Annotated in this window: 23 protein-coding genes; 15 read left to right on the top strand and 8 right to left on the bottom strand. The window is 51.2% G+C overall.

The genetic code is table 11. From position 1 onward, the window contains the following. Positions 1–11 precede the first annotated feature (11 nt). Both ACJJI7_RS00935 and ACJJI7_RS00930 read left to right on the top strand, forming a co-directional pair. Entirely contained in the window at positions 12–1,025 is a 1,014-nt protein-coding gene (locus ACJJI7_RS00935; RefSeq protein WP_444901140.1) for a sensor histidine kinase, read from the top strand. 12 nt (positions 1,026–1,037) lie between these two features. After that, positions 1,038–1,784 carry a LytR/AlgR family response regulator transcription factor gene (locus tag ACJJI7_RS00930; RefSeq protein WP_282952715.1) on the top strand — a complete coding sequence of 249 codons (747 nt, stop codon included), beginning with the start codon at positions 1,038–1,040 and terminating at the stop codon, positions 1,782–1,784. Positions 1,785–1,940: 156 nt separating this feature from the next. Here ACJJI7_RS00930 and ACJJI7_RS00925 read toward each other — a convergent pair whose 3' ends face one another. From ACJJI7_RS00925 to ACJJI7_RS00910, 4 genes are all read right to left on the bottom strand, one after another. Further along, entirely contained in the window at positions 1,941–3,206 is a 1,266-nt protein-coding gene (locus ACJJI7_RS00925) for a ribonucleotide-diphosphate reductase subunit beta (protein WP_020412714.1), read from the bottom strand. A gap of 465 nt (positions 3,207–3,671) precedes the next feature. Next, positions 3,672–6,608: a ribonucleoside-diphosphate reductase subunit alpha gene (locus ACJJI7_RS00920; protein ID WP_020412716.1), complete on the bottom strand. Its 2,937-nt coding sequence runs from the start codon at positions 6,606–6,608 to the stop codon at positions 3,672–3,674. An 853-nt stretch (positions 6,609–7,461) separates the two neighbouring features. Next, a complete protein-coding gene (argF, locus tag ACJJI7_RS00915; RefSeq protein WP_020412717.1) occupies positions 7,462–8,376 on the bottom strand; it encodes an ornithine carbamoyltransferase in 915 nt (304 codons plus the stop codon). A 24-nt stretch (positions 8,377–8,400) separates the two neighbouring features. Further along, positions 8,401–9,585, bottom strand: coding sequence for an aspartate aminotransferase family protein (locus tag ACJJI7_RS00910; protein WP_020412718.1), 1,185 nt, complete (start codon positions 9,583–9,585; stop codon positions 8,401–8,403). Positions 9,586–9,901: 316 nt separating this feature from the next. On the opposite strand from ACJJI7_RS00910, the gene grxD reads away from it, so the two are divergent. After that, positions 9,902–10,234 carry a Grx4 family monothiol glutaredoxin gene (gene grxD / locus ACJJI7_RS00905; protein ID WP_026305012.1) on the top strand — a complete coding sequence of 111 codons (333 nt, stop codon included), beginning with the start codon at positions 9,902–9,904 and terminating at the stop codon, positions 10,232–10,234. 108 nt (positions 10,235–10,342) lie between these two features. Here grxD and bfr read toward each other — a convergent pair whose 3' ends face one another. Beyond that, complete coding sequence (gene bfr, locus ACJJI7_RS00900; protein ID WP_020412720.1) at positions 10,343–10,834, bottom strand: bacterioferritin; 492 nt, start codon at positions 10,832–10,834, stop codon at positions 10,343–10,345. 1,143 nt (positions 10,835–11,977) lie between these two features. Here bfr and ACJJI7_RS00895 point away from each other — a divergent pair. From ACJJI7_RS00895 to ACJJI7_RS00880, 4 genes are all read left to right on the top strand, one after another. Then, positions 11,978–12,673 (top strand): spondin domain-containing protein, encoded by a 696-nt coding sequence (locus tag ACJJI7_RS00895; protein WP_020412721.1) that lies wholly within the window; start codon positions 11,978–11,980, stop codon positions 12,671–12,673. A gap of 23 nt (positions 12,674–12,696) precedes the next feature. After that, on the top strand, positions 12,697–13,431 hold the full coding sequence (locus tag ACJJI7_RS00890) for a spondin domain-containing protein (RefSeq protein ID WP_282952717.1): 735 nt from the start codon (positions 12,697–12,699) through the stop codon (positions 13,429–13,431). A gap of 99 nt (positions 13,432–13,530) precedes the next feature. Then, positions 13,531–14,238 (top strand): response regulator transcription factor, encoded by a 708-nt coding sequence (locus tag ACJJI7_RS00885; protein WP_282952718.1) that lies wholly within the window; start codon positions 13,531–13,533, stop codon positions 14,236–14,238. Then, positions 14,219–15,745, top strand: a complete 1,527-nt coding sequence (locus tag ACJJI7_RS00880) for a sensor histidine kinase (protein ID WP_282952719.1) — start codon at positions 14,219–14,221, stop codon at positions 15,743–15,745. Before ACJJI7_RS00885 ends, ACJJI7_RS00880 begins: the two co-directional genes overlap by 20 nt. Positions 15,746–15,813: 68 nt before the next feature. Here the strand turns inward: ACJJI7_RS00880 and ACJJI7_RS00875 are convergent, their stop codons facing one another. Beyond that, the gene (locus ACJJI7_RS00875) at positions 15,814–16,026 is read right to left on the bottom strand and encodes a bacterioferritin-associated ferredoxin (RefSeq protein ID WP_020412725.1); all 213 of its coding nucleotides are present in this window, start codon (positions 16,024–16,026) and stop codon (positions 15,814–15,816) included. Positions 16,027–16,358: 332 nt separating this feature from the next. Between ACJJI7_RS00875 and ACJJI7_RS00870 the strand changes: the two genes are divergently transcribed. The 7 genes from ACJJI7_RS00870 (at position 16,359) to ACJJI7_RS00840 (ending at position 23,743) form a co-directional block, all read left to right on the top strand. Next, positions 16,359–16,961 carry a peroxiredoxin gene (locus ACJJI7_RS00870; RefSeq protein ID WP_020412726.1) on the top strand — a complete coding sequence of 201 codons (603 nt, stop codon included), beginning with the start codon at positions 16,359–16,361 and terminating at the stop codon, positions 16,959–16,961. 240 nt (positions 16,962–17,201) lie between these two features. Further along, positions 17,202–18,404: a serine hydrolase domain-containing protein gene (locus ACJJI7_RS00865; protein WP_020412727.1), complete on the top strand. Its 1,203-nt coding sequence runs from the start codon at positions 17,202–17,204 to the stop codon at positions 18,402–18,404. 99 nt (positions 18,405–18,503) lie between these two features. Continuing rightward, positions 18,504–20,423 carry a molecular chaperone HtpG gene (gene htpG, locus ACJJI7_RS00860; protein WP_020412728.1) on the top strand — a complete coding sequence of 640 codons (1,920 nt, stop codon included), beginning with the start codon at positions 18,504–18,506 and terminating at the stop codon, positions 20,421–20,423. A 257-nt stretch (positions 20,424–20,680) separates the two neighbouring features. Beyond that, positions 20,681–21,712, top strand: a complete 1,032-nt coding sequence (locus tag ACJJI7_RS00855; RefSeq protein ID WP_444901141.1) for an NAD(P)H-dependent glycerol-3-phosphate dehydrogenase — start codon at positions 20,681–20,683, stop codon at positions 21,710–21,712. Between the two features lie 12 nt (positions 21,713–21,724). After that, the gene (locus tag ACJJI7_RS00850; RefSeq protein ID WP_282952721.1) at positions 21,725–22,255 is read left to right on the top strand and encodes a DUF4389 domain-containing protein; all 531 of its coding nucleotides are present in this window, start codon (positions 21,725–21,727) and stop codon (positions 22,253–22,255) included. A gap of 32 nt (positions 22,256–22,287) precedes the next feature. Then, positions 22,288–22,740 carry a phosphohistidine phosphatase SixA gene (sixA, locus tag ACJJI7_RS00845; RefSeq protein ID WP_020412731.1) on the top strand — a complete coding sequence of 151 codons (453 nt, stop codon included), beginning with the start codon at positions 22,288–22,290 and terminating at the stop codon, positions 22,738–22,740. A 133-nt stretch (positions 22,741–22,873) separates the two neighbouring features. Continuing rightward, a complete protein-coding gene (locus tag ACJJI7_RS00840; RefSeq protein WP_353376081.1) occupies positions 22,874–23,743 on the top strand; it encodes an alpha/beta fold hydrolase in 870 nt (289 codons plus the stop codon). A gap of 4 nt (positions 23,744–23,747) precedes the next feature. Here ACJJI7_RS00840 and ACJJI7_RS00835 read toward each other — a convergent pair whose 3' ends face one another. After that, on the bottom strand, positions 23,748–24,092 hold the full coding sequence (locus tag ACJJI7_RS00835) for a 5-carboxymethyl-2-hydroxymuconate Delta-isomerase (RefSeq protein WP_020412733.1): 345 nt from the start codon (positions 24,090–24,092) through the stop codon (positions 23,748–23,750). Positions 24,093–24,157: 65 nt separating this feature from the next. Further along, positions 24,158–24,700 carry a GTP cyclohydrolase I FolE gene (folE, locus tag ACJJI7_RS00830; RefSeq protein ID WP_020412734.1) on the bottom strand — a complete coding sequence of 181 codons (543 nt, stop codon included), beginning with the start codon at positions 24,698–24,700 and terminating at the stop codon, positions 24,158–24,160. A 310-nt stretch (positions 24,701–25,010) separates the two neighbouring features. On the opposite strand from folE, the gene prmB reads away from it, so the two are divergent. Further along, complete coding sequence (gene prmB / locus ACJJI7_RS00825) at positions 25,011–25,934, top strand: 50S ribosomal protein L3 N(5)-glutamine methyltransferase (protein ID WP_282952725.1); 924 nt, start codon at positions 25,011–25,013, stop codon at positions 25,932–25,934. The last annotated feature ends 92 nt before the right edge of the window (positions 25,935–26,026 follow it).

Genomic DNA, 26,026 nt, shown 5'->3' with positions numbered 1-26,026 from the left:
AAAGTATAAAGATGAGCAAGGCAGCCATTATTTTTTTGACGACGTGTTTCTCAATTTTGGTTGTCTTGTACTCTGCTACAATAAAAGCTACTCCGGGAAATGCCATCGTTATACATTATGATGCACCAATTTGGATTGTATTGCAGTGCTTTCTCTCTCAATGGTTATCGTTGAAAGTATATGGCACGTTAATACCAAGTAAAAAAGAGGATAATATATCCATCCAATTCTTCCTTGCAGTTTTTGTAATTAGCGGCTTTATCTACCTTTTCCTGGCAATATTTCTTACTTTGTCTTTGGAGCTGTTCTTTGGTATCCAGGAGATAGATAAAAGACATGTGTCCTTACTTGCGTTGAGTTTGATTTTTTTACATGTTTTAAATTGTGGTACAGTTATTTCCTTTAAGCTAATTAAAGGGGTTAATGAGCAACGTCTAGATTTGGAGAGAGTGCAAAAGTTACTTTTGGAGAAGCAGCTTGAAGCCATGCAGCAGAAGCTGGATCCTCATTTCTTATTTAATAATCTTAATGTTCTGTCGGCACTTATAGGTTCCAATCCTGAGGTAGCTGATGAGTTTCTAGATAAATTTACAAATATCTATCGCTATGTCTTAGAGTGTCAAGATTTCAAAACGATAAGTCTTGATCGTGAAATTACTTTTGCAATGGATTATATGTCATTGGTGGAGCAAAGGTTTTCTCATGCGTACAAATTAGATGTTGAATGTAGAAGAAATACTTTATATCAACATGTAACTTTACCTTGCTCTCTTCAGTTGGCGCTGGAAAATGTAATCAAACATAACCAGGGGGATAGGGAGAATCCTTTATGGGTTAAAGTAATAGTGACTGATCACTGGCTTGAGGTGAGAAATAAAATAAGGCCAAAAGTTACAACGGTTCCTTCGGGAAAGTTAGGACTAATAAACCTGAGGAAAAGATCGGAGATGATCCTAGGTAGGTCAATAGAAGTCATGCAAAAGGATGGTGAATTCATGTTGCGCCTTCCACTAGCCTGTAACTAATGTAATCATTCGATGAATATTCTATTGATTGAGGATGAGCCGTTAACGGCCGAGAAACTAAAGAACTATATACTGAAGTATAACTCTCAAGCCAAAATCTTGGGTCCGTTGGATAAGGTTGAAAAGGTTCGGAGATTTTTCCTGGAGGAAATCGAGTTAGATCTTATATTCTCAGATATAGAGCTGCTCGATGGGCCGGTGTTTCACGTGTTGAGTGAGATTGATTTACCCTGCCCGGTTATATATACCACCGCCCATGATTCCTATTGGATGAATGCTTTTCAAAATATGGGAATTGAATATTTACTTAAGCCATATTCTTACAAGCGTTTTACCGGTGCTATGCTGTCTTTCGAGCAGTTAAAGAGTAGTTTTTCAGATAAAAATTATGCCAAGGAAGAGCCGGCTGGCGGCGCTGGATTTAGATATAGATTTCTATTGAGAAAGGGCAGAGGTGTAGAGGTTTTATGGGTAGAAGATATTATTTGCCTAAGGGCTGAGCAAGGAATTATTGTTGCGCACGATAAAAAAGGGATGATTCACCCGTTAGTGCAACAGTCGGTGACTGATCTTGAGTCCCAGCTGAACCCTCAAAAATTTATTCGAATCAATCGTAGCGATATTGTCAATATCCAGTATGTGCAGCGCTTTGAGGCTTACGGTAAAGACACTCTCGCCGTTCATCTCTCAGGTTTGAACGAACCTCTCATAACTAGCAAGACAAGAAGTTCTGCTTTTCGGCGCTGGCTTGATAGTTAAACTTAGGCAGAAGTATTTGTGGGGTGAATACTAGGGAGAACCTTCAGCAGGCTATTATTAGGATAAAAAAAACGGGCATCAAGCCCGTTTTCAATACTTCTCTTCCTGTGAGCGACTACTTTCTCCTTTTTTAGTAATTCGCTTACCAGGAGGCGCTTACCACTGTAGTGCGCCACCGGTTTGATATTCAATAACCCGGGTTTCGAAGAAGTTTTTCTCTTTGCGCAGGTCCATGATTTCAGACATCCACGGGAATGGATTCTGGGCACCTGGGAACTGCTCTTTCAAGCCCAGCTGGCTGAGGCGGCGGTTGGCGATAAACTGGAGGTATTCCTCCATCATGTTCGCATTCATACCGAGCACACCGCGGGGCATGGTATCGCGGGCGTAGGCGACCTCGAGTTCCATACCTTCGAGAATCATTTGGGTTACTTCCTGTTGGAATTCTGCAGTCCACAGGTGTGGGTTTTCCAGCTTGATCTGGTTGATCACGTCGATGCCGAAGTTAAGATGCATAGACTCATCACGCAGAATGTACTGGAACTGTTCGGCAACCCCCGTCATTTTGTTACGGCGACCCATAGACAGTATTTGGCTGAAACCGCAGTAGAAGAAGATGCCTTCGGTGACGGCGTAGAAGGCGATCAGGTTGCGCAGCAGCTCCTGGTCGGATTCAACAGTGCCGGTTTTGAAGTTGGGATCACCGATTGCCTGGGTATGGGAAAGGCTCCAGGCTGCTTTCTTGGCAACTGCAGGCACTTCGCGGTACATATTGAAGACTTCACCTTCATCCATGCCCAGGGACTCAACACAGTACTGGTAGGCGTGAGTGTGGATAGCTTCTTCAAAAGACTGGCGCAGCAGGTACTGGCGGCACTCCGGGTTGGTGATATGGCGGTAGATCGCCAGCACCAGATTGTTGGCAACCAGGGAGTCTGCGGTGGAAAAATAACCGAGGGAATACTCCACGATGCGACGCTCATCCTCGGTGAGACCGTTAGGGTCTTTCCACATGGACACGTCTTTGTTCATGTTGATTTCCTGGGGCATCCAGTGATTGGCACAGCCATCCAGGTACTTTTGCCAGGCCCAGTCGTATTTAAAGGGCACTAACTGGTTGAGGTCAGCGCGGCAATTGATAATACGCTTTTCATCCACCTGGATACGGGCTGCGCCCATTTCCAGTTCTTCCAGGCCGGGAGCTGGGTCCATATTGGCAACTGTTGCCCGTGCAGCTTCAACAGCTGTGGAGCCACTTTGGGCCGCAGGCGACGCCGGAGTGGCTGTGGGAGCTGTTGCTTCCGCTGTGTAAGAAGCACTGGGTTCTTGCACAGCTTTCGCCTGGGTCTCCGGCGCCGGTCGCGGTTCGGTTGCTTTCTCAGGTTGTTGGGGCTTTGTTTCGAAGTCGTCCCAGCTCAGCATAGTTGGCCCTTTTGATTGGTCTCGGTATCGAAAGTTCGATATTAATTTTCTTCAATCTTCCTGGCGCGATACTCGCAGGGAGGGGCCAGGGGTGATGTACCGGTTTTTTTCCGGCAATAATTCTTTGGAGTAGGTATTTTCTACCTGCCCGGGCACAAAATTACTGTGCCAGATCAATTACTGCTTTGCTTTTTACCCGTATTTTTCCGGGTTTTAGAGCCTGGGAAGGCTGCTTGGGCAAAGGAGTTCCGATGCTTAAAGTCGGTGTATTACAGCAATTTTGTATTTTGCACTTTGGGAAAATTCCTGTTGCTTGCAGGTCGCAGACGATCCCCGGCCCGTAACTTCTTCCGGCTTTTTGGTACCGGGCGGGCCGGGGTCGCTGCGCATGGTCATGCCCGCACGTGCGGTTACGACGCTCTCCCCCGAGAGTTAGTGCAGCCCCTTAAAAAAGGGGCAATAATTTTACTGACAGGCTTCGCAATCCGGGTCGTCCAGGGAGCAGGCCTGAGGTACCGCAGCTGGAACCGGTGCCGCCTGTTCAGCAGGCTCTGCAGCGGCCATGCCGTTACTTCCGTGTGCGCTTACCGCATTTAAGGTGCCGCTGTTTACGGTGGATTTCTCTGTGGTCGTGGCAGCCAGGGCGCGCAGGTAGTAAGTGGTTTTCAGGCCGCGGAACCACGCCATGCGATAGGTCAGATCCAGCTTCTTGCCATCGGCACCGGCAATATAAAGGTTCAGGGACTGGGCCTGGTCGATCCACTTTTGGCGACGGCTGGCGGCGTCCACAATCCAACGCGGTTCCACTTCAAACGCGGTGCGGTATTTCGCTTTCAGGTCTTCCGGTACGCGATCGATTTTCTGTACGGAACCCTCGTAGTATTTCAGGTCGTTAACCATGACCTGATCCCAAAGGCCGCGATCTTTCAGATCGTGTACCAGGTAGGGGTTCACTACGGTGAATTCGCCGGACAGATTCGATTTCACATACAGGTTTTGATAAGTCGGTTCGATCGACTGGGAAACCCCGGTGATATTGGCAATGGTCGCGGTAGGGGCGATCGCCATCACGTTGGAATTTCGCATACCCTGAGATTTTACTTTTTCGCGCAGGCCGTCCCAGTCCAGAGTGGAACTGGTGTCCTGTTCGATAAACTGCTGGCCGCGCTGCTCAGCCAGGATCTGGATAGAGTCCAGTGGTAGAACACCCTTGCTCCACAAGGAGCCTTCGTAGGTCTGGTACTTGCCGCGCTCGGCAGCCAGATCGCTGGAAGCGGAGATGGCTTCGAAACTGATCGCTTCCATGGTGTTGTCGGCGAAGGCGACGGCTTCGTCGCTGGCGTAGGCGATGCCGGCTTTGTACAGCGCATCCTGGAAGCCCATCAGGCCCATGCCTACCGGGCGGTGACGCATGTTGGACTGTCGTGCACTTTCAACCGCGTAGTAGTTGATGTCGATAACGTTATCGAGCATACGTACCGCGGTTTTTACGGTATTGGCCAGCTTGGTGCGGTCGAGTTCACCGTTCTCACCAATGTGTTGAGCCAGGTTGACGGAGCCCAGGTTACACACGGCGATTTCGTCGTCGGCCTTGGTGTTGAGAGTGATCTCGGTGCACAGGTTGGAGCTGTGTACCACACCGGCGTGCTGTTGCGGGCTGCGCAGGTTGCAGCTGTCTTTAAAGGTAATCCAGGGATGGCCGGTTTCGAACAGCATGCCCAGCATCTTGCGCCACAGGTCGAGTGCGCGGATTTTCTTGAACAGGCGCAGCTTGCCTTCGGCAGCCAGTTGTTCGTAGTGGTTGTAGCGCTCTTCGAATGCGGTGCCGAACAGGTCGTGCAGGTCCGGGCAATCCGCCGGGGAGAAGAGGGTCCATTCTTTGTCTTCGAACACGCGCTTCATAAACAGGTCGGGGACCCAGTTGGCGGTGTTCATATCGTGGGTGCGGCGGCGGTCGTCACCAGTGTTCTTGCGCAGCTCGAGGAATTCCTCGATATCCAGGTGCCAGGTTTCCAGGTAAGCACACACAGCGCCCTTGCGCTTGCCGCCCTGGTTGACTGCTACTGCGGTGTCATTGGCCACTTTCAGGAAGGGCACAACACCCTGGGACTTGCCGTTGGTGCCTTTGATATAGGAACCCAGGGAGCGCACTGGCGTCCAGTCATTGCCGAGACCGCCGGCCCACTTGGACAGCATGGCGTTATCGCGGATAGCACCGTAAATACCGTGCAGGTCGTCCGGTACCGTTGTCAGGTAGCAGGAGGACAGCTGCGGGCGCAGGGTGCCGGCGTTAAACAGGGTTGGGGTGGAGCTCATGTAGTCGAAGGAGCTCAACAGGTTGTAGAACTCTACCGCGCGCTCGTTCTTATTTTCTTCATTAATGCTGAGGCCCATGGCGACACGCATAAAGAAGATCTGCGGCAACTCAAAACGAATGTCATCGCTGTGCAGGAAGTAGCGGTCGTACAGGGTCTGCAGGCCCAGGTAGGTAAACTGGTGGTCGCGTTCGCCTTTTAAAGCTTCGCCGAGTTTTTCCAAGTCGAAGGTGGCCAGCGCCGGGTCCAGCAGGTCCAGTTCGATACCCTTTTCCACGTAGGTGGGCAGGGTGGAGGCGTAGAGCTTTTCCATCTCGTGCTGGGTGGCGCGCTCTGCAACACCAAGGAAGCGCAGGGCTTCTGAGCGCAGCTTGTCCAGCAGCAGGCTGGCAGTGGCAAAGGTGTAATTGGGCTCCTGCTCAACCAGGGTACGCGCAGTAATCACCAATGCGGTATTGATATCGTTTTCGGAAACACCGTCGTACAGGTTTTTCAGCGCTTCACTGAGGATGGCGTCGGCGTTTACATCCTTGAGGCCCTCACAGGCTTCACTGACAACAGTGCGCAGGCGCTCCATATCCAGGGGGACAAGGCTGCCATCGTCGAGTTTTACACGAATACTGGGGTGGGCATCGATAGCTTGCTCAGTTTGCTGAGCGGTTTTCACTTTCTCAGCGCGCAGACGGGCGTGCTCTTCGCGGTAAAGTACATAGTCGCGCGCAACCTTGTGCTCGCCGGCGCGCATCAGGGCCAGTTCTACCTGGTCCTGAATTTCCTCGATATGAATCGTGCCGCCAGAAGGCATGCGGCGTTTGAAGGTAGAGCTGATCTGGCCAACCAGTTCTTCAACTTGTTCGTGGACACGGCTGGACGCAGCGGCGGTGCCGCCTTCAACAGCGAGAAAGGCCTTGGTAACGGCGACGGAAATTTTACTGTCGTCGTAGGGGACAACGGTACCATTGCGCTTAATTACGCGGATTTGTCCCGGTGCAGTAGCGGCCAGAGTGGTGCCGCCAGTAGCCTGGTCGCTTGAGGTGCCCGACTTTTCCGCAGGCACGGTTTGAGAGCGCCCTGTCTCTGTGTGCATGTAAATCTCCGAAAGGTTGTTTTGTTGTCTGTCCGCGTGTGTTCACTAGAACAGCGGCCACTGGACTACGTGGCATGTGCGGAGCGGGTCCATCGCATTCAGTAATTTCTCCCACTCTGTGGGGGATACTGGAAACAGGCGGCTTGATGACCGGCGCACAGTTAAGGTCTGCCGGCTGCTGCCTGCGGCGGATAATTCCTTTCCGCCCGCTTACCTCTGATTCTGCTTTGAAAAAAGCAGCGTCTGACGCCCACCGCCAAAAAGTGTGGCAAGGCGCCGGAATTTGCCCCTTGAATTGGGGATGCCCTTAGCCCTCTACCCCAATATATAGGGGTACGGCCTCGAGTGCGCTACAAGATAATGCGGTAGGCGGGTCAGTTCAAGGCGAATAACTTTGTAGTTGTTTGTGGATAAATTGTGGGTAGGCTGGTTGAGTCAGTAGCCACTTCCGCGGCAGAGCCCGCCATAGCTGGGCTGCATGGGATTAGGCACTTCGGGAGTGGGTTAAATACAAGCTCTTACAATTTTTTTTAATAGCGAAGGCGTTCTAAATTAACAACGGCAATAACCATTTTTATATGACCGTAATTTGAGCAAATTGGTACTAAGATGATCAACTTTGTGGCGTGAATTTAATGTTGGCGCGGGCTTGTTTATTAGGTATGCATTGGTGAATATTTATCTAAATAATGAATTTAGTGTCACAAGTGTGAGCAGCTAGATGAATTATGCGTTACGTGACAGGGACCGAGATAAAGTGGCTGGGCATTTCCGGTCGATTGGTGGCAGTGGATGGTTGTTCAAGGTGGCCGGTATTGCGAAATGATGCGCAACCGGCCGGCGCAAAAAATACTCAGGCGCTGTACTCCTGAAGAAACTCCATCAATGCTTTCTGTGCATGTAAGCGATTCTCTGCTTCGTCCCAGACAACGGAGATGCTTTCATCTTCCAGCAGCTCGGCACTTACTTCCTCGCCGCGATGGGCAGGCAGGCAGTGCATAAAAACTGCGTTGCTTTTGGCGTAGCTCATCAGTTCATGGTTTACCTGGAAGTTGTCAAAAGCCTTGGTGCGTACCTGCTGTTCCGTTTCCTGTCCCATCGAGGCCCAGACATCAGTGCTAACCCAATCGGCTGTACGCACCGCCTCTACAGGGTTGTGCACAACTTTTACCCGGTCGCCAGCGGCGGCGACTATTTCGGCATCCGGTTCATAGCCTTGGGGGCAGGCGATCCGCAGCTCAAAGTCGCACAGGCGAGCGGCATTGATGTAGGAGTGGCACATGTTATTGCCATCGCCTACCCAGGCTACCACCTTGCCCGAGGGGCTGCCTCGATGCTCGACAAAAGTCTGGATATCGGCGAGAAGCTGGCAGGGGTGATAACTGTCAGACAGGGCATTAATGACTGGTACCCGTGAATGGGCGGCAAAGAGCTCCAGAGTCTTATGGCCAAATGTGCGGATCATCACCATATCTACCATGCGTGAAATCACCCGCGCACTGTCCTCAATGGGTTCTCCGCGTCCAAGTTGGGTATCCCGCGGTGACAGGAATAGGGCGCTGCCGCCCATTTGCGCCATACCGGCCTCGAAGGAGACCCGTGTACGGGTGGAAGATTTTTCAAAAATCATTCCCAGTACCTTACCCCGGAAAAGGTCAGTGGTTATGCCCTGGCTGCGCAGTGTTTTTAGCTCGATTGCGCGCTCAATAATTTGTTTTAGTTCCTCTGAGGACAGATCCATTAGGGTGAGGAAATGTCTGGTTGCCATAAGCTGCTCTCCTTAATTGGTGCTTCAGACTGCTTGCAGCGCAAATTGTTGAATCAAGGTGCTGATATCACCTGCCAACTGCTGGCACTCGGCGTCGGTGAGGGTGAGAGGTGGTAATAGTCGGAGTACATTGCCTGCTGTCACGTTAATCAGGATTCCATATGCTCGGGCCTGCTCAACCAGTTCTGAGCAAGGATGTTCCAGCTCTATACCGATCATCAGGCCGAGACCGCGAATTTCCAACACTGCAGGGCAGTCTTGTAGTTGCAGTTGCAGAGACTGCATTAGCTGTGTGCCAAGCTTTTCGGCACGTTCAAGTAACCACTCACTTTCCAGTGCTTCCAATACTGCGAGGCTGGCGCGACAAGCTAAAGGGTTACCGCCAAAGGTGGAGCCGTGACTGCCGGCGGTAAACAGGCTTGCAGCTTTCCCTCGGGCCAGGCAAGCGCCGATAGGTACCCCGTTTCCCAGTCCTTTGGCTGTGGTCAGTACGTCCGGGACTATACCCGCGTGCTGGTAGGCAAACATCCTGCCGCTACGGCCGTTGCCAGTCTGTATTTCATCCAGCATTAGCAGCCAGTCATGTTGGTCACATAGCATGCGTAGTTTTGGCAGGTAATCTGCAGCGGGTACACGGATTCCGCCCTCGCCCTGAATCGGCTCCACCAGCACGGCGACGATATCGTCATACTGTTCGGCCAGGTGTGTAACTGCGTCAATATTATTAAACGGGACCCTTAAAAAACCCTCTGGCAGGGGGGCAAAACCCTGTTGGACTTTTTCATTGCCTGTTGCTGTGAGGGTCGCGAGGGTACGGCCGTGGAAAGCCCCCTCCATCACAATAATGCGCGGTGTTGATAGTCCGCGTTCGTTGCCAAGTTTACGCGCTAACTTGATTGCGGCCTCGTTGGCCTCCGCCCCGGAGTTGGAAAAGAATACGTTGTCCATGCCCGACATATATACCAGTCGATCGGCCAGCTGCTGCTGTGCCGGAATGTTATATAGGTTGGAGACGTGCAACAGGGTATTGGCCTGGTCCTGAATGGCCTCGGTTACCTTAGGATGGCAGTGTCCCAAGCCGCATACGGCGATGCCGGAAATAGCGTCCAGGTATCGTCGACCCTCATTATCCCACACATAGTTGCCTTCCCCCCTGACCAGTGTCAGGGTTCTCTCGCCATAGTTGTCCATCAGTGTGGGGGTGCTCACTGCGGGTTCTCCTTAATTCCAGGTCATCGGCTTCAAAATCTTTGCCGCAGAAAATTTTGTATTGGTGTGTTCATTCCGCATCTATTACGGATTTGACAATACTACCACAAGCTTTGTGTCGCGTGTGCTATCCATTTGAGATAGCCAAGCGGGCGATATTTCAGGTAAGACATGGCGTTTTTTTGCTTCGAGCTGGGCTGTGGGTACTTATTCCTCCCTGCGCTGGGGTACAATACCGGCCCGTGCGCAATGGCTGGGTGCCGATGCGGAACACACGATCATTTTTTGCTTCTACCACCTGAGGTTTCTCAAGCTTATGGATACACTGGAGAACATCAAACAGCAGATTGCTGACAACGCCATCCTGCTTTACATGAAAGGTAGCCCTAACGCCCCCCAGTGCGGCTTTTCCATGCGTGCTTCCCAGGCGATGATGGCCTGCGGTAAGCGCTTTGCTTATGTGGATATCCTATCTAACCCGGATATTCGTGCCGAATTGCCGAAATATGCCAACTGGCCGACTTTCCCTCAGCTGTGGGTAAAAGGAGAGTTGATTGGTGGCTGTGACATCATTATGGAGATGTACGAGAACGGCGAGCTGAAAACCTTGATTGATGAGGCGTCAGCGGAGGGCGAAGGCGAAGGTTAACTTTCGCTTTTGTTCCAATGTTTCTGTCTGGCGAAAGCGACAGTGCATTGTGAGAAAAAAAACCGCAGCGGAAACTGCGGTTTTTTTATGCCTGTGAGAAGACTTTAATTACTTGCCTGAGTGGCCGGCTGCAGTTTCCATTTGAGTTTGCAGGTAGTTTTGAATGCCAACTTTGTCGATCAACTCCAGTTGGGTTTCCAACCAATCTACGTGCTCTTCCTCAGACTCAAGGATTTTTTCCAGTAGCTCGCGGCTGCCATAATCGCGTACTGATTCGCAGTAAGCGATAGCTTCACGTAAATCGGGAATGGCTTTGGATTCGATTTTTAAATCACACTTGAGCATTTCCTCGGTGTTTTCACCGATTAGTAATTTACCCAGGTGCTGTAGATTCGGAATACCCTCCAGGAAAAGAATACGCTCGATCAGCCAATCGGCGTGTTTCATTTCATCGATGGATTCGTGGTATTCCTGCTTGCCAAGCTCTTTTAACCCCCAGTTGTCGTACATGCGAGCATGCAGAAAGTACTGGTTGATTGCCACAAGCTCATTGCCGAGCACTTTGTTTAAATGTTCGATAACCTTGGGATCGCCCTTCATAGCTTTTGCTCCTGTGGCCCTGCGAGCTCAATATGGCCAGCAGAGAATTCCTAATTGTTAGTCGCTGATAAGTAGAAATAAAAAGTTACTAAATAGGTTTAGTCACTAAAGTCTGCGGCTGACCGTTTTCCCACATATTATTTTAGGGTGGCAACTGCAATCCGGGCCGAGTTTGCGTTGCGATTTGCGGCAAGTCAAGGAAAAATATTTGTTGCAGAATGCAGGAAAAACAAGGGTTTAAACATTAATTTAGCCGAAAATCGCAACGAAAATGATTCCTGTTTAGGTTGCATATGTGGGAGATACTTAGTTGCAGATATAAATAAAAGTTGATTAAGGCGATAGGCCAATTAGAAAAGAAATGCGATTTTCAGGAAAGTGTAATTCGATAAATAGTAAAATATGCAGCGTAATTTATAAGGGGGCAAACTAGGTAGAGGCGCTCGGACCTGGTATTAACTTTTGCCTTAATGTTAATTGATCCCGAATTAATCCGTATGCTAGAAGAAGGGCTTAAGGCGGCATGGCCAGTGCGCGGGCTTGGTGTAATAGAGCGCAGTAGAATATGGAATTCAAATATTCGAATGTCAGGGCTGCTTTCACAGGCAGGAGTGTAAAGTTGAGAGAAGTTCCTACCAACTTATCGTGAAGTGACATTATTCACTAGGATGAGATCACTGACCGGTGGGGGTGAGTAGGGCAATAAGTAAAATACGTATATATAGATTGATTAACTTTTTACTGCAGGGCTATATCAGTGTAATTGCCACCCTATAGGTACCCAGTAGCACTAACTGCCTGAGATTGTGCTTGTATCCTGCTGCGAAGGTGCCAGAATTTTTCTCTTATGCCGTAGAGCCCATACCGCTAATGCTGTCGCCAGTCGCTAATTTCAGGTTGTTATCGTTTTGATCATGGAGGGTGAAATCAACCGGTTTTAAGTACCTATAGAATTAATGGCAATACTAAGCAGTTTTCCTCTCCCACAGGAGATAATCTATGCGTCGAGCCTAAATGCAAAGCGTGCCGAGCACCTGTGATAAAAATGTGATGATTCGGTGATCAATATTGGATATTTCCCCCTTAGCTTAAAGGAGGCTGTTTGGCCCTTTACTTATAAAAGCTCAGATTTTGGGGATAGCTATGAAAATAAAATCCATTCTCGGCACCTTGGCATTGGCCGCTATGGCGACGGGAGTTCAGGCACAAACCACTTCAGTAGTCGTTACGAATCTTACCCACGGCATCTATTTCACACCGCTGCTGGTTTCAGCCCATGTTGATGAGTTTCATCTGTTTGAAGTTGGCTCCGGTGCGAGCCCAGAACTGCAGATGATGGCCGAAGGCGGAGATATCAGCGGCCTTGCTGCCGCTGCCAGCGCAATGGGGGCAGTCAATATGGAAACAATGGGATTACTGGCTCCTGGCAGCAGCGTAGATATTGAGGCGTTTGACACCGGCAGTAATGGGTTTTTGTCTATCACCGCCATGTTGCTGCCAACTAATGATGGTTTTGTTGGGCTCGATGCCTGGGAAATTCCTACTGAACCCGGTAGCTATACCCTATATCTCAATGCCTATGATGCCGGCACCGAGGCTAACAATGAGTTAGTTGTTGAGGGCAGCGGTGCACCCTTTGTTGCAGGTATTCCAGCCAGCCCTGATGGTAATGGTGGTGTCGGAGGTACTGGTGTCACCTCAGAAGAAGTTAACCAACTGATTCATATTCACCGTGGCAACGTTGGTGATACCGACCCGGATGCTGGTAACAGCGATCTGGATGCGCGCATTCACCGCTGGCTTAACCCAGTAGCCAAGGTTGTTGTAACGGTTCAGTAAGTAAGCCAACGGGAGAAATCATTATGAATAAAACCAAGTTGGGCTCCTTACTGTTGCCTCTGGCCATCACGGCCTTGCTGGCCGGCTGTAGCAATGATAATAACAGCCGCTCCAACGCGACAGATAATCCTGCACCGGCCCCTGACCCCGTTACTATGGGGTTTGAGATAACAGTAACCAATTTAACCCACAATCAGCCGCTGTCGCCGGTGGCAATAGTGGCCCACGATAGTGCCTTGCATGGCTGGGTCGTTGGTGAGCCCTCCAGTGCTGGTCTCGAGTTGCTCGCTGAAGGTGGTGACAATAGCGAATTCAGGATGGAACTGGAGGATTCCGGCGGTTTCGCTTCAATGAGTGCGGAAGCACCGCTTGGTCCCGGTGCCAGTGAAAGCCTCAGCCTGGAATTTGCTGAACAAGAAGAGGTGCTGCTGACGATTGCCACCATGCTGGTCAATACCAATGATGCGTTTAGCGGTATTACTCGAATTGATGTGTCATCCCTGGCGGTGGGTGATTCTTTACAGCGCCTGGCTCCGATATATGATGCGGGTACTGAATTCAATAGCGAGCTGGTGGGTACTATCCCAGGCCCCGCCGATGGTGGTGAGGGTTTTAACGTAGAGCGGGAGGATGTGAATTTTGTTTCACGTCACCCTGGGGTTGTCAGTCGGGCAGATGGTTATGCTGAATCGACTTTGGATCAGTCTCATCGCTTTGATCAAACAGCCATGCTTCTGAGTATTACCCGAATAGAGTAACAATTACGCTGCTGGTGCGACAAATAGCCTGAGACCCGAGTACAACTCCTCCTCTGGGGGAGTTGTCAGGGGAAGAAGGCCAGAAATGGTGGGGCACGCATGAACAAGCGTATTCTGATAATCGAGGATGATCACGACATACTCCAATTGTTGTGCATGCATCTGGAGAGCTTAGGTTATTCGGTAACCGCCTGTGATAACGGTGAGCAGGGGCTGATGAGAGCCTTAAACCAGAAATTCAATTTGTTGCTGTTGGACCTGACGTTGCCGGGCCTGGATGGGGTGGAGATTTGCCGTCGCCTGCGTGATGTCGGTAGCGCCCTTCCAATTCTGATGCTCACCGCACGTAACTCTGAACTGGATCGGGTATTAGGGTTAGAGATGGGTGCCGATGACTACCTATCTAAACCGTTCGGTATGCGTGAGATGCAGGCACGGGTAAAAGCCTTATTGCGTCGCTCTGAATTCAATGCCCAAGTAAGTAGCAGAAACAACCAAATGATCACCTGTGGTCGCTTGCATATCGACTGTAGCAGGCGGCTCGTAAAGCTGGACTTACAGCCACTGGAATTAACTGCGCGGGAATTTGACCTTCTCTATTATCTCGCAAGTCACCCTGGTCGAGTGTTTCGGCGAACGCAAATTCTGGATGCAGTTTGGGGCTATCAACACAGTGGTTATGAGCATACCGTGAATTCCCATATCAATCGCCTGCGCAACAAGTTAGAGCAAAATCCTTCACAACCGGAATATGTACTGACAGTCTGGGGAGTGGGCTACAAATTCAATGATGCCATTATTGCGTGATGCTTTTTATCGCCGCCTGATCCTGTTGCTGCTTTGTAGTTTCATAGTTGTGGGGGTGTTTTTCTTGTTGCTTATGGGCTGTGTAGTTGCAGCCTACCAGAGTGAAGTAGCGCAAAACCTACACCGGGATTTAGCTCGACATCTGGCAGAGCAAAATGCACTTTTTGTCGATGGTCAGCCAGATAAAGAAGGTCTTTATCACCTATTTCACGACCTCATGGTATTGGGGCCAAACTTTGAATTCTACCTGTTGAGCCCTGAAGGCGAAGTCCTTGCTTATTCCGCCGAGCCGGCAAAGATAAAGCGTCAATTTATTGACCTTGACCCTATTCGGGTATTTCTAGATAGATCGACGGGTATTCAGCGAACAATTTACGGCCCAGACCCTCGTGATAGTGAGCGCCTAAAAGTATTTTCCGCAGCTCCAGTAGAGCGGGATGGCCAACTGCTAGGTTACATGTATGTCATTATTGGCAGTGAGCTATTTGACGATGTGGTTCAGGGAGTTTGGCAAAATCATCTGCTGCGCTGGGTGGCAGCGGTTTTTTTAGGATGCCTGATACTCAGCTTGATTGCCTCCCTATGGGTGTTTGCACTGCTTACCCGTCCTCTGCGAAAGCTCACTAGAGATATGCAGCATTTTCGCGCTGCCGGTCTGCAAGGGGATTTGCCATCAACCTCCTGGAATACTGAAGAGAATGACTTGGTTCAACGCCTTGGAAGTGCTTTCAATGAATTGTCTACATCGTTAAAGCAGCAGTATCAGAGTATAAAGACCATCGATGAAATGCGTCGTGAATTACTGACCCATATTTCTCATGACCTGCGTACACCGCTCTCATCGTTACAAGGGTACCTGGAAACCTGGCTGATCCGGCGCGAAGAGCTAAACCCGGATGACAGCCGGCATTATGTGGAAACGGCTTATCGCAGTAGTAAGAAAGTGAATCGGCTAGTGGAGCAACTGTTTGAATTGGCATGCCTGGAAAGTGCTGATGTGCCGATGAAGATAGAGCGGGTTGTACTGGCTGAATTAATTCAGGACGTACTGCAAAAATTTACTATAAAAGCGCTCGAGCAGGGTGTGCACGCAGCGGTAATACCACAGGATTCAAGTATCGTCGTCTATGGTGATATTGAAAAGCTGGAACGGGTTTTCTCCAACCTGGTAGAAAATGCCCTGCGTCACTGTGGCTCGGGTGATGAGATTATCGTGCAGCTGCGGCCACACGGTGACCAGGTCTCAGTGAGTGTGAAGGATAGTGGCATGGGGATTCCCGTTGATGACCTGCCTAATATCTTCGACGCACACTATCGGGCTGCTAATAGCAAGAAAAGCAGCCGTGGGCTGGGAGGACTTGGGCTTGCAATCACCAAAAGACTGTTGGCTTTGCATCGAGCCGATATTTACGTGCGTAGCAGGGAAAACTTTGGCACCGCTTTTGAATTTCAGCTGCACCGCCGTTGGGGCGCGCCATGCGGTCATATGGAAGAGTCGGACTATTGAGCGCAGATTGAGAGAGAAGAAGTGGAGTGGCGATCGCCAAGGGGGCGATCGCAGGTCGAAAGAAGAAATCAGTTGGCGGAGTAAAACAATCCGTTGTTGGCAGAGTTAATCATTCCTCCGCTCATGGTCTCGTCGATGATCTCTTTGGTCTGTTCTGCACAGCGGCCACACTGAGAGGAGACACCCAGTTGGCGCCTCAACGCCTTAACAGAAGTGGAGCCATCATAGACTGCCTCTTTGATTTGGCGGTCGGTTATACCTTTACAGATACATACATACATCGTTGTGGGCTCTGGTCGATTTCTGTTCAATATTAGACTTATGTAAATCCTATTGCAATTGAGAATGAGTGTCAATAAGATTTCAGAAAGAGTGTAATTTAGTCACTTTGATCTTTTTTTACTCCTGATGATGGGTATTCCTTCCCTTTTGTGGTTCAGTTCACGCATAGCCATTCTGCTATCAGGCTGATTTAAAAAATTTATGGGCCTGTAATAGGTGGGTGTGTATCATAGCGCTCCACTATTAATCCCTATTCGATTTATAGCTGTTGCGTATAAATTGAACACTTCACTCTTTATCAACAACCCATCATTGGATTGAGGAGGTTTTCATGGCAGTTTTGGTAGGTAAGCCGGCTCCGGATTTCACCGCTGCAGCGGTATTGGGTAACGGCGAGATCGTCGATACTTTTAACCTGAAAGAAGCAATTGAAGGTAAGAAAGCAGTAGTTTTCTTCTACCCGCTGGACTTCACCTTCGTATGTCCTTCTGAGTTGATCGCTTTCGACCACCGTTTTGCTGAGTTCGAGAAGCGCGGCGTTGAAGTAATTGGTGTTTCCATCGACTCCCAGTTCTCTCATAACGCATGGCGTAACACCTCGGTAAATGACGGTGGTATTGGCCCGGTTAAGTACACCCTGGTTGCTGATGTTAAGCACGAAATCTGCCAGGCGTACGACGTAGAAGCAGATGCTGGCGTTGCTTTCCGTGGTTCTTTCCTGATTGACGAGGAAGGTATGGTTCGTCACCAGGTAGTCAATGACCTGCCGCTGGGTCGTAATGTTGACGAGATGCTGCGCATGGTTGACGCTCTGGCGTTCCACCAGGAGCACGGCGAAGTTTGCCCCGCTGGTTGGCAGGAAGGCGACAAGGGTATGAACGCTTCTCCGGAAGGTGTAGCGGCTTACCTGAGCGAGAACGCCGAAAAGCTTTAAGCTCAGGGCCCTCGCTGTGGGGGTATCCCCACAACGAAAAAACCGCCGAGAGGCGGTTTTTTCGTTTATATAAGTGCCATTGTATTGCTTTATGGAACTGGCATAGGTGTCCGCGCGGAGTCTGAGATTAGCGACTAGAATTCTGCAGTCAGTCCTGCGTGGCGCCTAAATAGAGTTTTTGCCCGCTGGCTGCTAGTCTTATCTGCAAGTACCGGATTGCTTTGGCGGCTCGATTTGCGTATGAGACCTGCAATTCTTTCAAATATCGTCTACCACCTACGTGCCGGGAAGGCGCGTATTTTTCTCTCGGCACTACTTCTGTGCGGGCTGTCCCTGCCTGCGCGGGCAGTGGATATTGACGCCAGGGCCAAGGCATTTGACCGCTACTTTCGCCAGATGATGGCGGGTAAGTCAATTCCTGGGGGCGCTTACGTTATTGTCGATGGAAACCGCGTGGTCGCCATGGATACCTATGGCGTGCGGATCAGGGGTAAGGCTGGCAAAGTGGATAATGACACTGTGTTCCGCCTGGCTTCTGTCTCAAAAACCTTTGCGGCGAGCATGGCCACCATTTTGGAGCACGAAAAACGCTTCAATTGGAGTGACAAGGTAGTCAACTATGTGCCGGATCTGAGCTTCAAAACGTCAACCCTATCGCGGCAGTTACAGGTAGAGCATTTGCTCAGCCACTCTTCCGGCCTGACTCCCAATGCGTACGACAATTATCTTGAGGACAACAAGCCGCTCAGTAAGATATTGCCGAAATTTGCCAATATTGATCCGCGCTGTACCCCGGGAAAATGTTACGGCTACCAGAATGTGCTATTCAGCCTGATTGAAGATGTGATTTTTGAAGCAACGGGTGTGTCTTTTGCCAGCCAGCTTAAACAGCGCATCTTTGTGCCGCTGAAAATGCAGAATGCCTCGGTGGGCTGGGAGAGCTTTATGGCCTCTGATAACCGCGCTGCGCCCCATGTACAAACCGGCAGTGGCTGGCGCCCGGTTAAGGTAGAGAAAGAGTATTACTTTGCCGCTCCGGCAGCTGGCGTTAACGCCAGCATCTCCGATATGGCCCAATGGCTGAAGGCCCAAATGGGATATTACCCAAAAGTGCTGTCCCCGGAGATGATTGAGGATATGACCACCGAGCGGGTTGCTACTCAGCGCCATATGCGCCATCGTATCTGGCGGGACTACCTGTCTCATGCCGGCTACGGCCTGGGCTGGCGTCTGTATACCATCGGTGATGACCGTATTATTTATCACGGGGGTTGGGTAGCCGGTTTCCGCGCTGCGGTGGCCTATTCAGAGAAGTTGAAGATTGGTATCGCTATCCTGATGAATGCGGAGTCTCGTGTAATCTCCGATCTCACCGCCAATTTCGTGATCGATATTACCGGCAAAGGCAACTCTGCCACAGTAAAAACCAGCGGAGATCGTTAATCTCCGCTGGAGGACCTCTTATCCCTCCCCTTGAAACCTGCCAGAAGGGCCTCATATCTGCTCCCTGTTCCGATTGACGTGTATGGGGAGACTTACTAGATGACCGTTGAGGCCCAAAAAGAGAGCCATGGATTCCAGACGGAAGCCAAGCAGCTACTGCACCTGATGATCCACTCGCTCTACTCCAACAAGGAGATTTTCCTGCGCGAGCTGGTATCCAATGCTTCTGACGCCGCTGACAAGTTGCGTTTTGAATCGCTGTCCAAGCCCGATTTACTGGGCGAAGATGCAGACCTGCGCATTCGTATTGAGTTTGACAAGGAAGAGGGCACGCTCACCATTACCGATAACGGTATTGGTATGAGCCGCGATGAAGTAATCGAAAACCTCGGCACCATCGCCCGCTCTGGCACCTCTGCATTTATGCAGCAGCTGACCGGAGACCAGAAAAAAGATGCGCACCTGATCGGCCAGTTCGGTGTGGGCTTCTACTCAGCATTTATCGTCGCTGACAAAGTCGACGTATTCACCCGTCGCGCCGGTTTGAATGCTGACCAGGGCGTGCATTGGGAGTGCCACGGTGAAGCGGAATACTCCGTGGAAACCGTTGAATGGCCCCAGCGTGGCACCCGAGTGGTTCTGCACCTGAAAGAGGAAGCGAAGGAGTTTGCCGATAACTGGCGCCTGCGCTCCATCATTAAAAAGTACTCCGATCACATCGCCATTCCGGTGGAAATGCTGAAAGAGGAAATGCCGGCTGCGGAGGAAGGTGAAGAGCCGAAAGAAGAGAAAGCGCCAGAGTTTGAAGCGGTAAACGCTGCCCAGGCCCTGTGGACCCGCCCGCGCTCCGAAGTGAAGTCCGAGGAGTACAAGGAGTTCTACAAGCATATCTCTCACGACTTTGATGACCCTTTAACCTGGAGCCACAACCGCGTAGAGGGCAAACTGGATTACACCAGCCTGCTTTACATTCCTGCACGCGCACCGTTCGATCTGTACCAGCGCGATGCCGCTCGTGGCCTCAAGCTGTATGTACAGCGCACCTTTATCATGGACGATGCCGAGCAGTTCCTGCCGCTGTACCTGCGCTTTGTGAAAGGTGTTCTGGATTCCAACGACCTGCCGCTGAATGTATCCCGTGAAATCCTGCAGAAAGATCGCAATACCGATGCGATCAAGAGCGCGCTAACCAAGCGTGTACTGGATATGCTGGACAAGCTGGCGAAGAAAGATGGCGATGAGTATCAGAAATTCTGGGAGCTGTTCGGCAATGTACTGAAAGAAGGCCCAGCTGAAGATTTCTCCAACAAAGAGAAAATCGCCAAGCTGTTGCGCTTCGCCAGCACCCACACCGATACCGAGAAGCAGGATCAATCCCTGGAAGAATATGTAGGTCGCATGAAGGATGGCCAGAAGGCGATCTACTATGTGTGTGCCGACAATTTCGCTACAGCCAAATCCAGCCCCTACCTGGAAGTATTCCGCAAGAAGGGTATCGAGGTACTGCTGCTCACTGACCAGGTGGATGAGTGGTTCGTGGGCCATATGAACGAATTCGACGGCAAGCAGTTCCAAGATGTCGCCAAAGGTGCGCTGGATCTGGGTGAAGCTGAGAGCGATGAAGACAAGGCCGAACGCGAAAAAGTCGAGAAAGAGTCCGGTGCTCTGGTTGAGCGGGTACAGGACGTTCTGGAAGGCCGCGTTGAGTCCGTACGCGCTACTACACGTCTGGTGGATTCTCCGGCGTGCCTGGTAGTGAGCGATCAGGATATGGGCCCGCAGATGCGTCGTATCCTGGAACAAGCCGGCCAGGCCCTGCCAGATGCCAAGCCGATCTTTGAAATCAATCCGTCCCACCCGCTGGTGCAGCGTCTGGATCAGGAAGCGGATGAAGATCGCTTTGCGGATCTCACCAATATCCTGATGGACCAGGCTAACCTGGCGGCAGGTAACCAGTTGGCGGATCCGGCAGATTATGTGCGCCGCCTGAATACGCTTCTGCTGGAAATGCACGGCTAAGTAACCATGGCTTACGGGCTCGCCCTGTAAATCCCGCGCGCTAAAATCTGCAACGCGCCAGCGCGCTTTTGATGTACGGCCCCTGCGTAACCAGCCCACCAGTTTATTGGATGGGTGGTTAAGCAGAGGGCCGTTTTCTGTTTTTTCCGTGTTGTTTTGCAAATTTACGAACAAATTCCCGTAAATTGAACCCTTTGGGCTTGGAGGGTCATACCTCTATAATCCCAGGCCACGAGAGAAGCTTTATCGGTATCACTATGCAAAAGGAAACTTCCAACCCCCTCTCCATAGCCGTATTGGGCGGCGGCAGTTTCGGGACCGCAATTGCCAATATCGTAGCGGGGAACGGTCACGACACCCGCCAGTGGATGCGGGATTCGGAGAGCGCGGAAACTTGCCGGGAAACTCGGGAGAACAGTAAGTACCTACCTGGTGTAGCTTTACACCCGGAGCTTTGTATTAGCAGCGACTTGCACGAAGCTGTGCAAGGCTGTGACATTGTGTTTGTAGCAATTCCCAGTAAATCTTTCCGCGAGGTGGTACGCCGCGTAGCGCCGCTACTGAAGCCGGGCACCATGCTGATCTCCACTACCAAGGGTATTGAGCACGATCACTTCCAATTAATGAGCGATATCCTGCGCGAGGAAACGACTGGCATGCGTGTAGGTGTGCTGAGCGGGCCTAATTTCGCAAAGGAAATTGTCGCGGGCCACTACACAGCTACAGTAGTTGCCAGTGAAGATGAGGCCCTGTGCAAAGATATCCAATCAGCCCTGCATTCGGAAACCTTTCGGGTTTATTCCAGTAATGATGTGTTCGGAGTAGAGCTGGCCGGTGCCCTGAAAAATATTTACGCGATAGTAACCGGCATGGCCGCAGCACTGGACCGCGGGCAAAACACCATTAGCCTTTTAATAACCCGCTCCCTTGCCGAAATGATGCGCTTTGCCGAGGCGATGGGTGCAGATCCCATGACATTTATCGGTCTAGCCGGTGTTGGCGACTTAATTTTGACTTGCTCTTCCGATCTCAGCCGCAATTATCGCGTGGGTTATTTGGTAGGTAAGGGCAAACCCCTGGATCGTGCTGTCGCAGAAATCGGTCAGGTGGCCGAGGGCGTAAACACTGTTCGGCTGATAAAAAAGAAAGCTGATGAAATGGGCGTCTACATGCCCTTGGTTTCCGCGATTCACGCCATATTATTTGAAGAGCGACCGATCCCAGAGGTAATTCGTAATTTAATGTCGGGCGCACAAACGTTTGATGTGGCCTACTCGGCCAAGCCTTGATGGAAGCCTCTTATGAAAAATGATGAATTGAAGCGCAACCTGACCTCCGGTAATCAATGGGTGCGACTGATCTATATGGTGCTGTTTGGCATCTGTTTGCAGATTGCCGGCTGGGTACTGTTGGCTGTGGTGGTGCTGCAGTTCCTGTTTTCGATTATCGGCGGTAAGTCTAACGATAACTTGCGTCGTTTTGGCGATCAGCTCGCCTCGTATATCTACCAGGCTGTACAGTTTTTGATTTACAACTCAGACGAGAAGCCCTTCCCCTTTGCGGAGTGGCCGGAATCCGATGTAGAAGATCTCTCCGGTTATGAAGGAGCTGAAGAAGTCTCTGCGGAGGTGGTCGCTACAGAGGAAAAAGCTGAACCGGTCAAGAAAGCGGAATCAAAAAAAGAGGAAGAGGCTGAGGATGCCATTATTCTCGGTAGTGATGAACCTGCCGATGATAAAAAGCCTGAGCTGGTAGAAGAGGGTGCTGATGAGCCGCCGGCTTCTTTTGCTGAAAAGAAAGGCGAATCTGACGAGCGCGGCGAGAAAAACTAGCTACCTGCTCAGCTCTAATTGAGGCTATGTCAATGCAATTGTTTATCCTGCGCCATGGCAAGGCCGAGCCGATGCTTGGCAATGATGCCGCTCGCTCCCTGACGGAACGTGGGCGCAAGCAAGTGGCGCAGGTATGCAAAAAACGCTCAAAAGAGTTATCGGCTGTGCACGCTATTTGGGCCAGTCCTTTTGTTCGAACCCAGCAAACAGCTGATATTGTCTCCGCTCATTTGGGCCTGCCCGTTGTTACCGAGCCACTACTAATCGGGGATAGCAATCCCCAACAGTTGCTTGACCTTTTGCAGGAGCAGGATAACTTCCCCATTCTATTGGTTAGCCACCAGCCGTTGGTTGGCAGTCTGCTCAATGGCCTTTGCGGTAGCGGTAATGAGCATCCCATGGGTACTTCAAGCCTTGCCTGTGTGAGTGCTGAAGTTTGGGCCAATGGCTGTGCTGAGCTTGATTGGCTGCAACACGCAGAGTAGGCGCCATTTAATCTTCCTCCCATGCTTGCACCTAAATCACTAGCTCGCTGGTGCCAAGTGTCATTGCAGTTATGACAGAGCAGTAGCACCATCTTGCCTTATCAAAACCAGTTACCCAGTGGAATTACCACTTATGAAGCAAAGCGTCGCCAGCGAAATCACCCTCGAGTTTGAGAGTAAAACTATTGCTGCACGGCAGTGGGGTGACCCCTCTGGTGAACCAGTTTTGGCCTTGCATGGCTGGCTGGATAACTGTGCCAGTTTTAATCGACTTGCCCCCCTGCTTGAAGGAATTAACCTGGTTGCCATGGACATGGCTGGGCATGGCCGCAGCTACCATCGTTCTCCTCATGCCAATTACAACATCTGGGAGGAGGCTGAGGATATTATCGGTGCTTCGGAGGCTCTAGGTTGGCGAAACTTTTCCCTGCTCGCTCACTCACGAGGAGCCATTGCGAGCGTGATTACTGCCGGGGCTTTTCCCAACAGGGTAAAGCGCCTCGCATTGATTGATGGCTTGGTGCCCCCGGCCACAAAGGATGAGGAGTCGCCGGATATCCTTGCCAGGGCCATCGCCCAGCGCGCTCGTTACAGGCACCGCAAGGCAAAGGTATACCCGACCTTTGAGGGAGCCGTGGAAGCTCGTATGAATGGCCTCTTCCCACTTTCTGAATGGGCTGCACGGGTTTTGGCTGAGCGTGGAACTCGCCCCTTGGACGGTGGTTTTACCTGGAGTAATGATCCCCAGCTGATGGCGGCTTCCACCGCGAAGCTCAATGAAGTGCAGATTCGGGCCTTTCTTTCACGGCTCAGTATGCCGGTACGCCTGGTTCTGGCGGAGGGGGGGATTACAAATATGATTAAGAAGCTGCGCCCAATTCTGGCTGATTATGAAAATATTGAAGTGCGGGAGCTGCCTGGCAGTCACCATTTGCATATGGAGGACGGAGCCGAGGGCATTGCGGAGTGGTTTGGGCCTTTCTTGCGCGGCGAGGCCGACTAATGAGCTAGAAGGGCACGCGCTTTGAATAGCAGCTGGGGTCCATTTCCCGCACTTCTACCGAGACCGCAGGCACGCCATCGGCGAATTGGCACAGGCAATTGAACACTGCCGAGCTCAGTGCTTCTCGCTCCCTGGAGCTGCGGCCTTCCAATAGCCGGATTTCGGCATGGATAAAGCTGCTGCCATTATCGCCGGCGATAAATTGCTCGTAAGCCTTGGCACGGGTCTTGATGTTGTGCGACGCAAATAGCCCGGAGCGGTTCATCGCCTCTTGTGCGGAGCTGACCAGGGCAGCCACGGAAATCCTGTCTTCCAGATTCTTCGCATACTCTATGATCAGGTGGGGCATAGCAATTCACTCCGTGAACATTGGCGGCTCTTTTTGAGCCGCGATGTGCTGGTGAGTCGACCCTGTTACTGGCGGAGCAGGGAGAGGAACTCGTTGCGCGTAGCCTGGTTACTGCGGAAAGTACCGAGCATTGCCGAAGTCTTCATCACAGAGTTCTGTTTTTCCACCCCGCGCATCATCATGCACATGTGTTTGGCTTCGATGATAACACCGACACCGGCAGCACCAGTGACGTTTAGCAGGGTCTCGGCGATCTCTACAGTAAGCTGCTCCTGGATCTGCAGGCGGCGCGCAAACATGTCGACAATACGTGCTACCTTGGACAGGCCAACAACCTTGCCATTGGGAATATAGGCTACGTGGGCGCGGCCGATAAATGGCAACAGGTGGTGCTCACACAGGGAATAGAGTTCGATATCCTTAACGAGCACCATCTCACTGCAGTCGGAGGGGAAGAGTGCATCGTTGACCACGTCTTCGACGGTCTGTCTGTAGCCGCGGGTCAGGTATTCCATGGCCTTGGCGGCGCGCTCAGGGGTGTCCTTGAGTCCTGGGCGTTGCGGATCTTCGCCGATTGCTTCAATAATTCGCGCGTAGTGTTCGTTCATGCTGCTCTTTCCAACATCTCAGCCCGAAGGGCGGGTGCGCTACCCTAAGCGTTTGTAACCCGAGAGTAAAGATCCGCGCGGACCCAGAGGCCTGTTGACAGCAATTTGATAGCCAGTGCCAGGGGCCATTTTTTGTTCGGGAAGGCAGATGGAGTGAGGCCTAGTTACTCTATTTAAACGACTGATAAAGTAGTTGGGTGGACAAATAGCCTAGGTCCATTGGGTACAGCTATAGAATTGCCACAACAGAGGCCATCCAATGAGTGACAATAGGCCCTGATGAGATACACAGTACTTAAGGATAGATTCGATGATAGAAAGGCGTGAATCCAGCCTGCACGAGCTGACCACGGTTTTGGACTACATTCGCTGGGGCACCAGCAGATTCCATGAGGTTGGTCTTTGGTATGGTCATGGCACCGATAACGCCTGGGATGAGGCGGTATTGCTTGTCACCCACGCGCTGCACCTGCCACCTTATAGTAAGCCGGAGATATTGCAGGCACGCCTGACGATGGAGGAGCGTCGCGATGTGCTCACTATCCTGGAGCGACGCTTTACCGAGCGGGTACCAGCTGCCTATTTGACCCATGAAGCGCACTTCTGCGATATGACTTTCTATGTGGATGATCGGGTGCTGGTACCTCGATCGCCTATTGGGGAGATGATACGGCACAACTTCCAGCCCTGGCTCAAGGTAGAGCCCTTGGCGATTTTGGATCTTTGTTGTGGAAGTGGCTGTATCGGTATTGCCTGCGCAGAAGCTTTCCCTGAAGCGCGGGTCGACCTGAGCGATATCTCTGAGGGTGCCATAGAAGTTGCGCAAATTAACATTAATCGCCACAACTTGAATGAGCGCGTGCGCGCTGTACAGTCGGACCTTTTCGCCGGCCTGAAGGGGTTCAGCTACGAGCTGATTGTCTGTAACCCGCCCTATGTAGATGCTCGTGACCTGGCAGAAATGCCAGAAGAATTCCGCGCAGAGCCAGAAATCGCCCTGGGTTCAGGAGAGGACGGTTTGGATTTTACCCGTCGCCTGTTGCGAGAGGCTGCCAATCATCTGCAGCCAGAGGGTTTGCTGGTTTGTGAAGTGGGCAATAGCTGGGAGGCATTGGAACAAGCTTTCCCCGAGGTACCCTTTATGTGGCCTGAGTTTGAGGATGGAGGCCACGGTGTCTTTGTCATCAGCCGCGAAGAACTGCTCGCTTACCAACCTTACTTCGAAAAAGAGTAATTTCTTTTGCCAACCCGGCAATCTACATTGCCGGGTTTGTTATTGGAGGCAGATGCGCGGAGCAATTGTGCTTTTTGTTCTTGGCTGCGTGC

The sequence above is a fragment of the Microbulbifer variabilis genome (genome assembly GCF_056232115.1).
The sequence above is the reverse complement of the archived record's forward strand: the minus strand, read 5'-3'. Positions and strand labels throughout refer to the sequence as shown.

What these genes read in the sequence shown, in the direction of transcription:
- ACJJI7_RS00935 (WP_444901140.1), top strand. Translation starts at nt 12, where the DNA reads ATGAGCAAGGCAGCCATTATTTTTTTGACGACGTGTTTCTCAATTTTG.
- ACJJI7_RS00930 (WP_282952715.1), top strand. Translation starts at nt 1,038, where the DNA reads ATGAATATTCTATTGATTGAGGATGAGCCGTTAACGGCCGAGAAACTA.
- ACJJI7_RS00925 (WP_020412714.1), bottom strand. Translation starts at nt 3,206, where the DNA reads ATGCTGAGCTGGGACGACTTCGAAACAAAGCCCCAACAACCTGAGAAA.
- ACJJI7_RS00920 (WP_020412716.1), bottom strand. Translation starts at nt 6,608, where the DNA reads ATGCACACAGAGACAGGGCGCTCTCAAACCGTGCCTGCGGAAAAGTCG.
- argF (WP_020412717.1), bottom strand. Translation starts at nt 8,376, where the DNA reads ATGGCAACCAGACATTTCCTCACCCTAATGGATCTGTCCTCAGAGGAA.
- grxD (WP_026305012.1), top strand. Translation starts at nt 9,902, where the DNA reads ATGGATACACTGGAGAACATCAAACAGCAGATTGCTGACAACGCCATC.
- bfr (WP_020412720.1), bottom strand. Translation starts at nt 10,834, where the DNA reads ATGAAGGGCGATCCCAAGGTTATCGAACATTTAAACAAAGTGCTCGGC.
- ACJJI7_RS00895 (WP_020412721.1), top strand. Translation starts at nt 11,978, where the DNA reads ATGAAAATAAAATCCATTCTCGGCACCTTGGCATTGGCCGCTATGGCG.
- ACJJI7_RS00890 (WP_282952717.1), top strand. Translation starts at nt 12,697, where the DNA reads ATGAATAAAACCAAGTTGGGCTCCTTACTGTTGCCTCTGGCCATCACG.
- ACJJI7_RS00885 (WP_282952718.1), top strand. Translation starts at nt 13,531, where the DNA reads ATGAACAAGCGTATTCTGATAATCGAGGATGATCACGACATACTCCAA.
- ACJJI7_RS00880 (WP_282952719.1), top strand. Translation starts at nt 14,219, where the DNA reads ATGATGCCATTATTGCGTGATGCTTTTTATCGCCGCCTGATCCTGTTG.
- ACJJI7_RS00875 (WP_020412725.1), bottom strand. Translation starts at nt 16,026, where the DNA reads ATGTATGTATGTATCTGTAAAGGTATAACCGACCGCCAAATCAAAGAG.
- ACJJI7_RS00870 (WP_020412726.1), top strand. Translation starts at nt 16,359, where the DNA reads ATGGCAGTTTTGGTAGGTAAGCCGGCTCCGGATTTCACCGCTGCAGCG.
- ACJJI7_RS00865 (WP_020412727.1), top strand. Translation starts at nt 17,202, where the DNA reads ATGAGACCTGCAATTCTTTCAAATATCGTCTACCACCTACGTGCCGGG.
- htpG (WP_020412728.1), top strand. Translation starts at nt 18,504, where the DNA reads ATGACCGTTGAGGCCCAAAAAGAGAGCCATGGATTCCAGACGGAAGCC.
- ACJJI7_RS00855 (WP_444901141.1), top strand. Translation starts at nt 20,681, where the DNA reads ATGCAAAAGGAAACTTCCAACCCCCTCTCCATAGCCGTATTGGGCGGC.
- ACJJI7_RS00850 (WP_282952721.1), top strand. Translation starts at nt 21,725, where the DNA reads ATGAAAAATGATGAATTGAAGCGCAACCTGACCTCCGGTAATCAATGG.
- sixA (WP_020412731.1), top strand. Translation starts at nt 22,288, where the DNA reads ATGCAATTGTTTATCCTGCGCCATGGCAAGGCCGAGCCGATGCTTGGC.
- ACJJI7_RS00840 (WP_353376081.1), top strand. Translation starts at nt 22,874, where the DNA reads ATGAAGCAAAGCGTCGCCAGCGAAATCACCCTCGAGTTTGAGAGTAAA.
- ACJJI7_RS00835 (WP_020412733.1), bottom strand. Translation starts at nt 24,092, where the DNA reads ATGCCCCACCTGATCATAGAGTATGCGAAGAATCTGGAAGACAGGATT.
- folE (WP_020412734.1), bottom strand. Translation starts at nt 24,700, where the DNA reads ATGAACGAACACTACGCGCGAATTATTGAAGCAATCGGCGAAGATCCG.
- prmB (WP_282952725.1), top strand. Translation starts at nt 25,011, where the DNA reads ATGATAGAAAGGCGTGAATCCAGCCTGCACGAGCTGACCACGGTTTTG.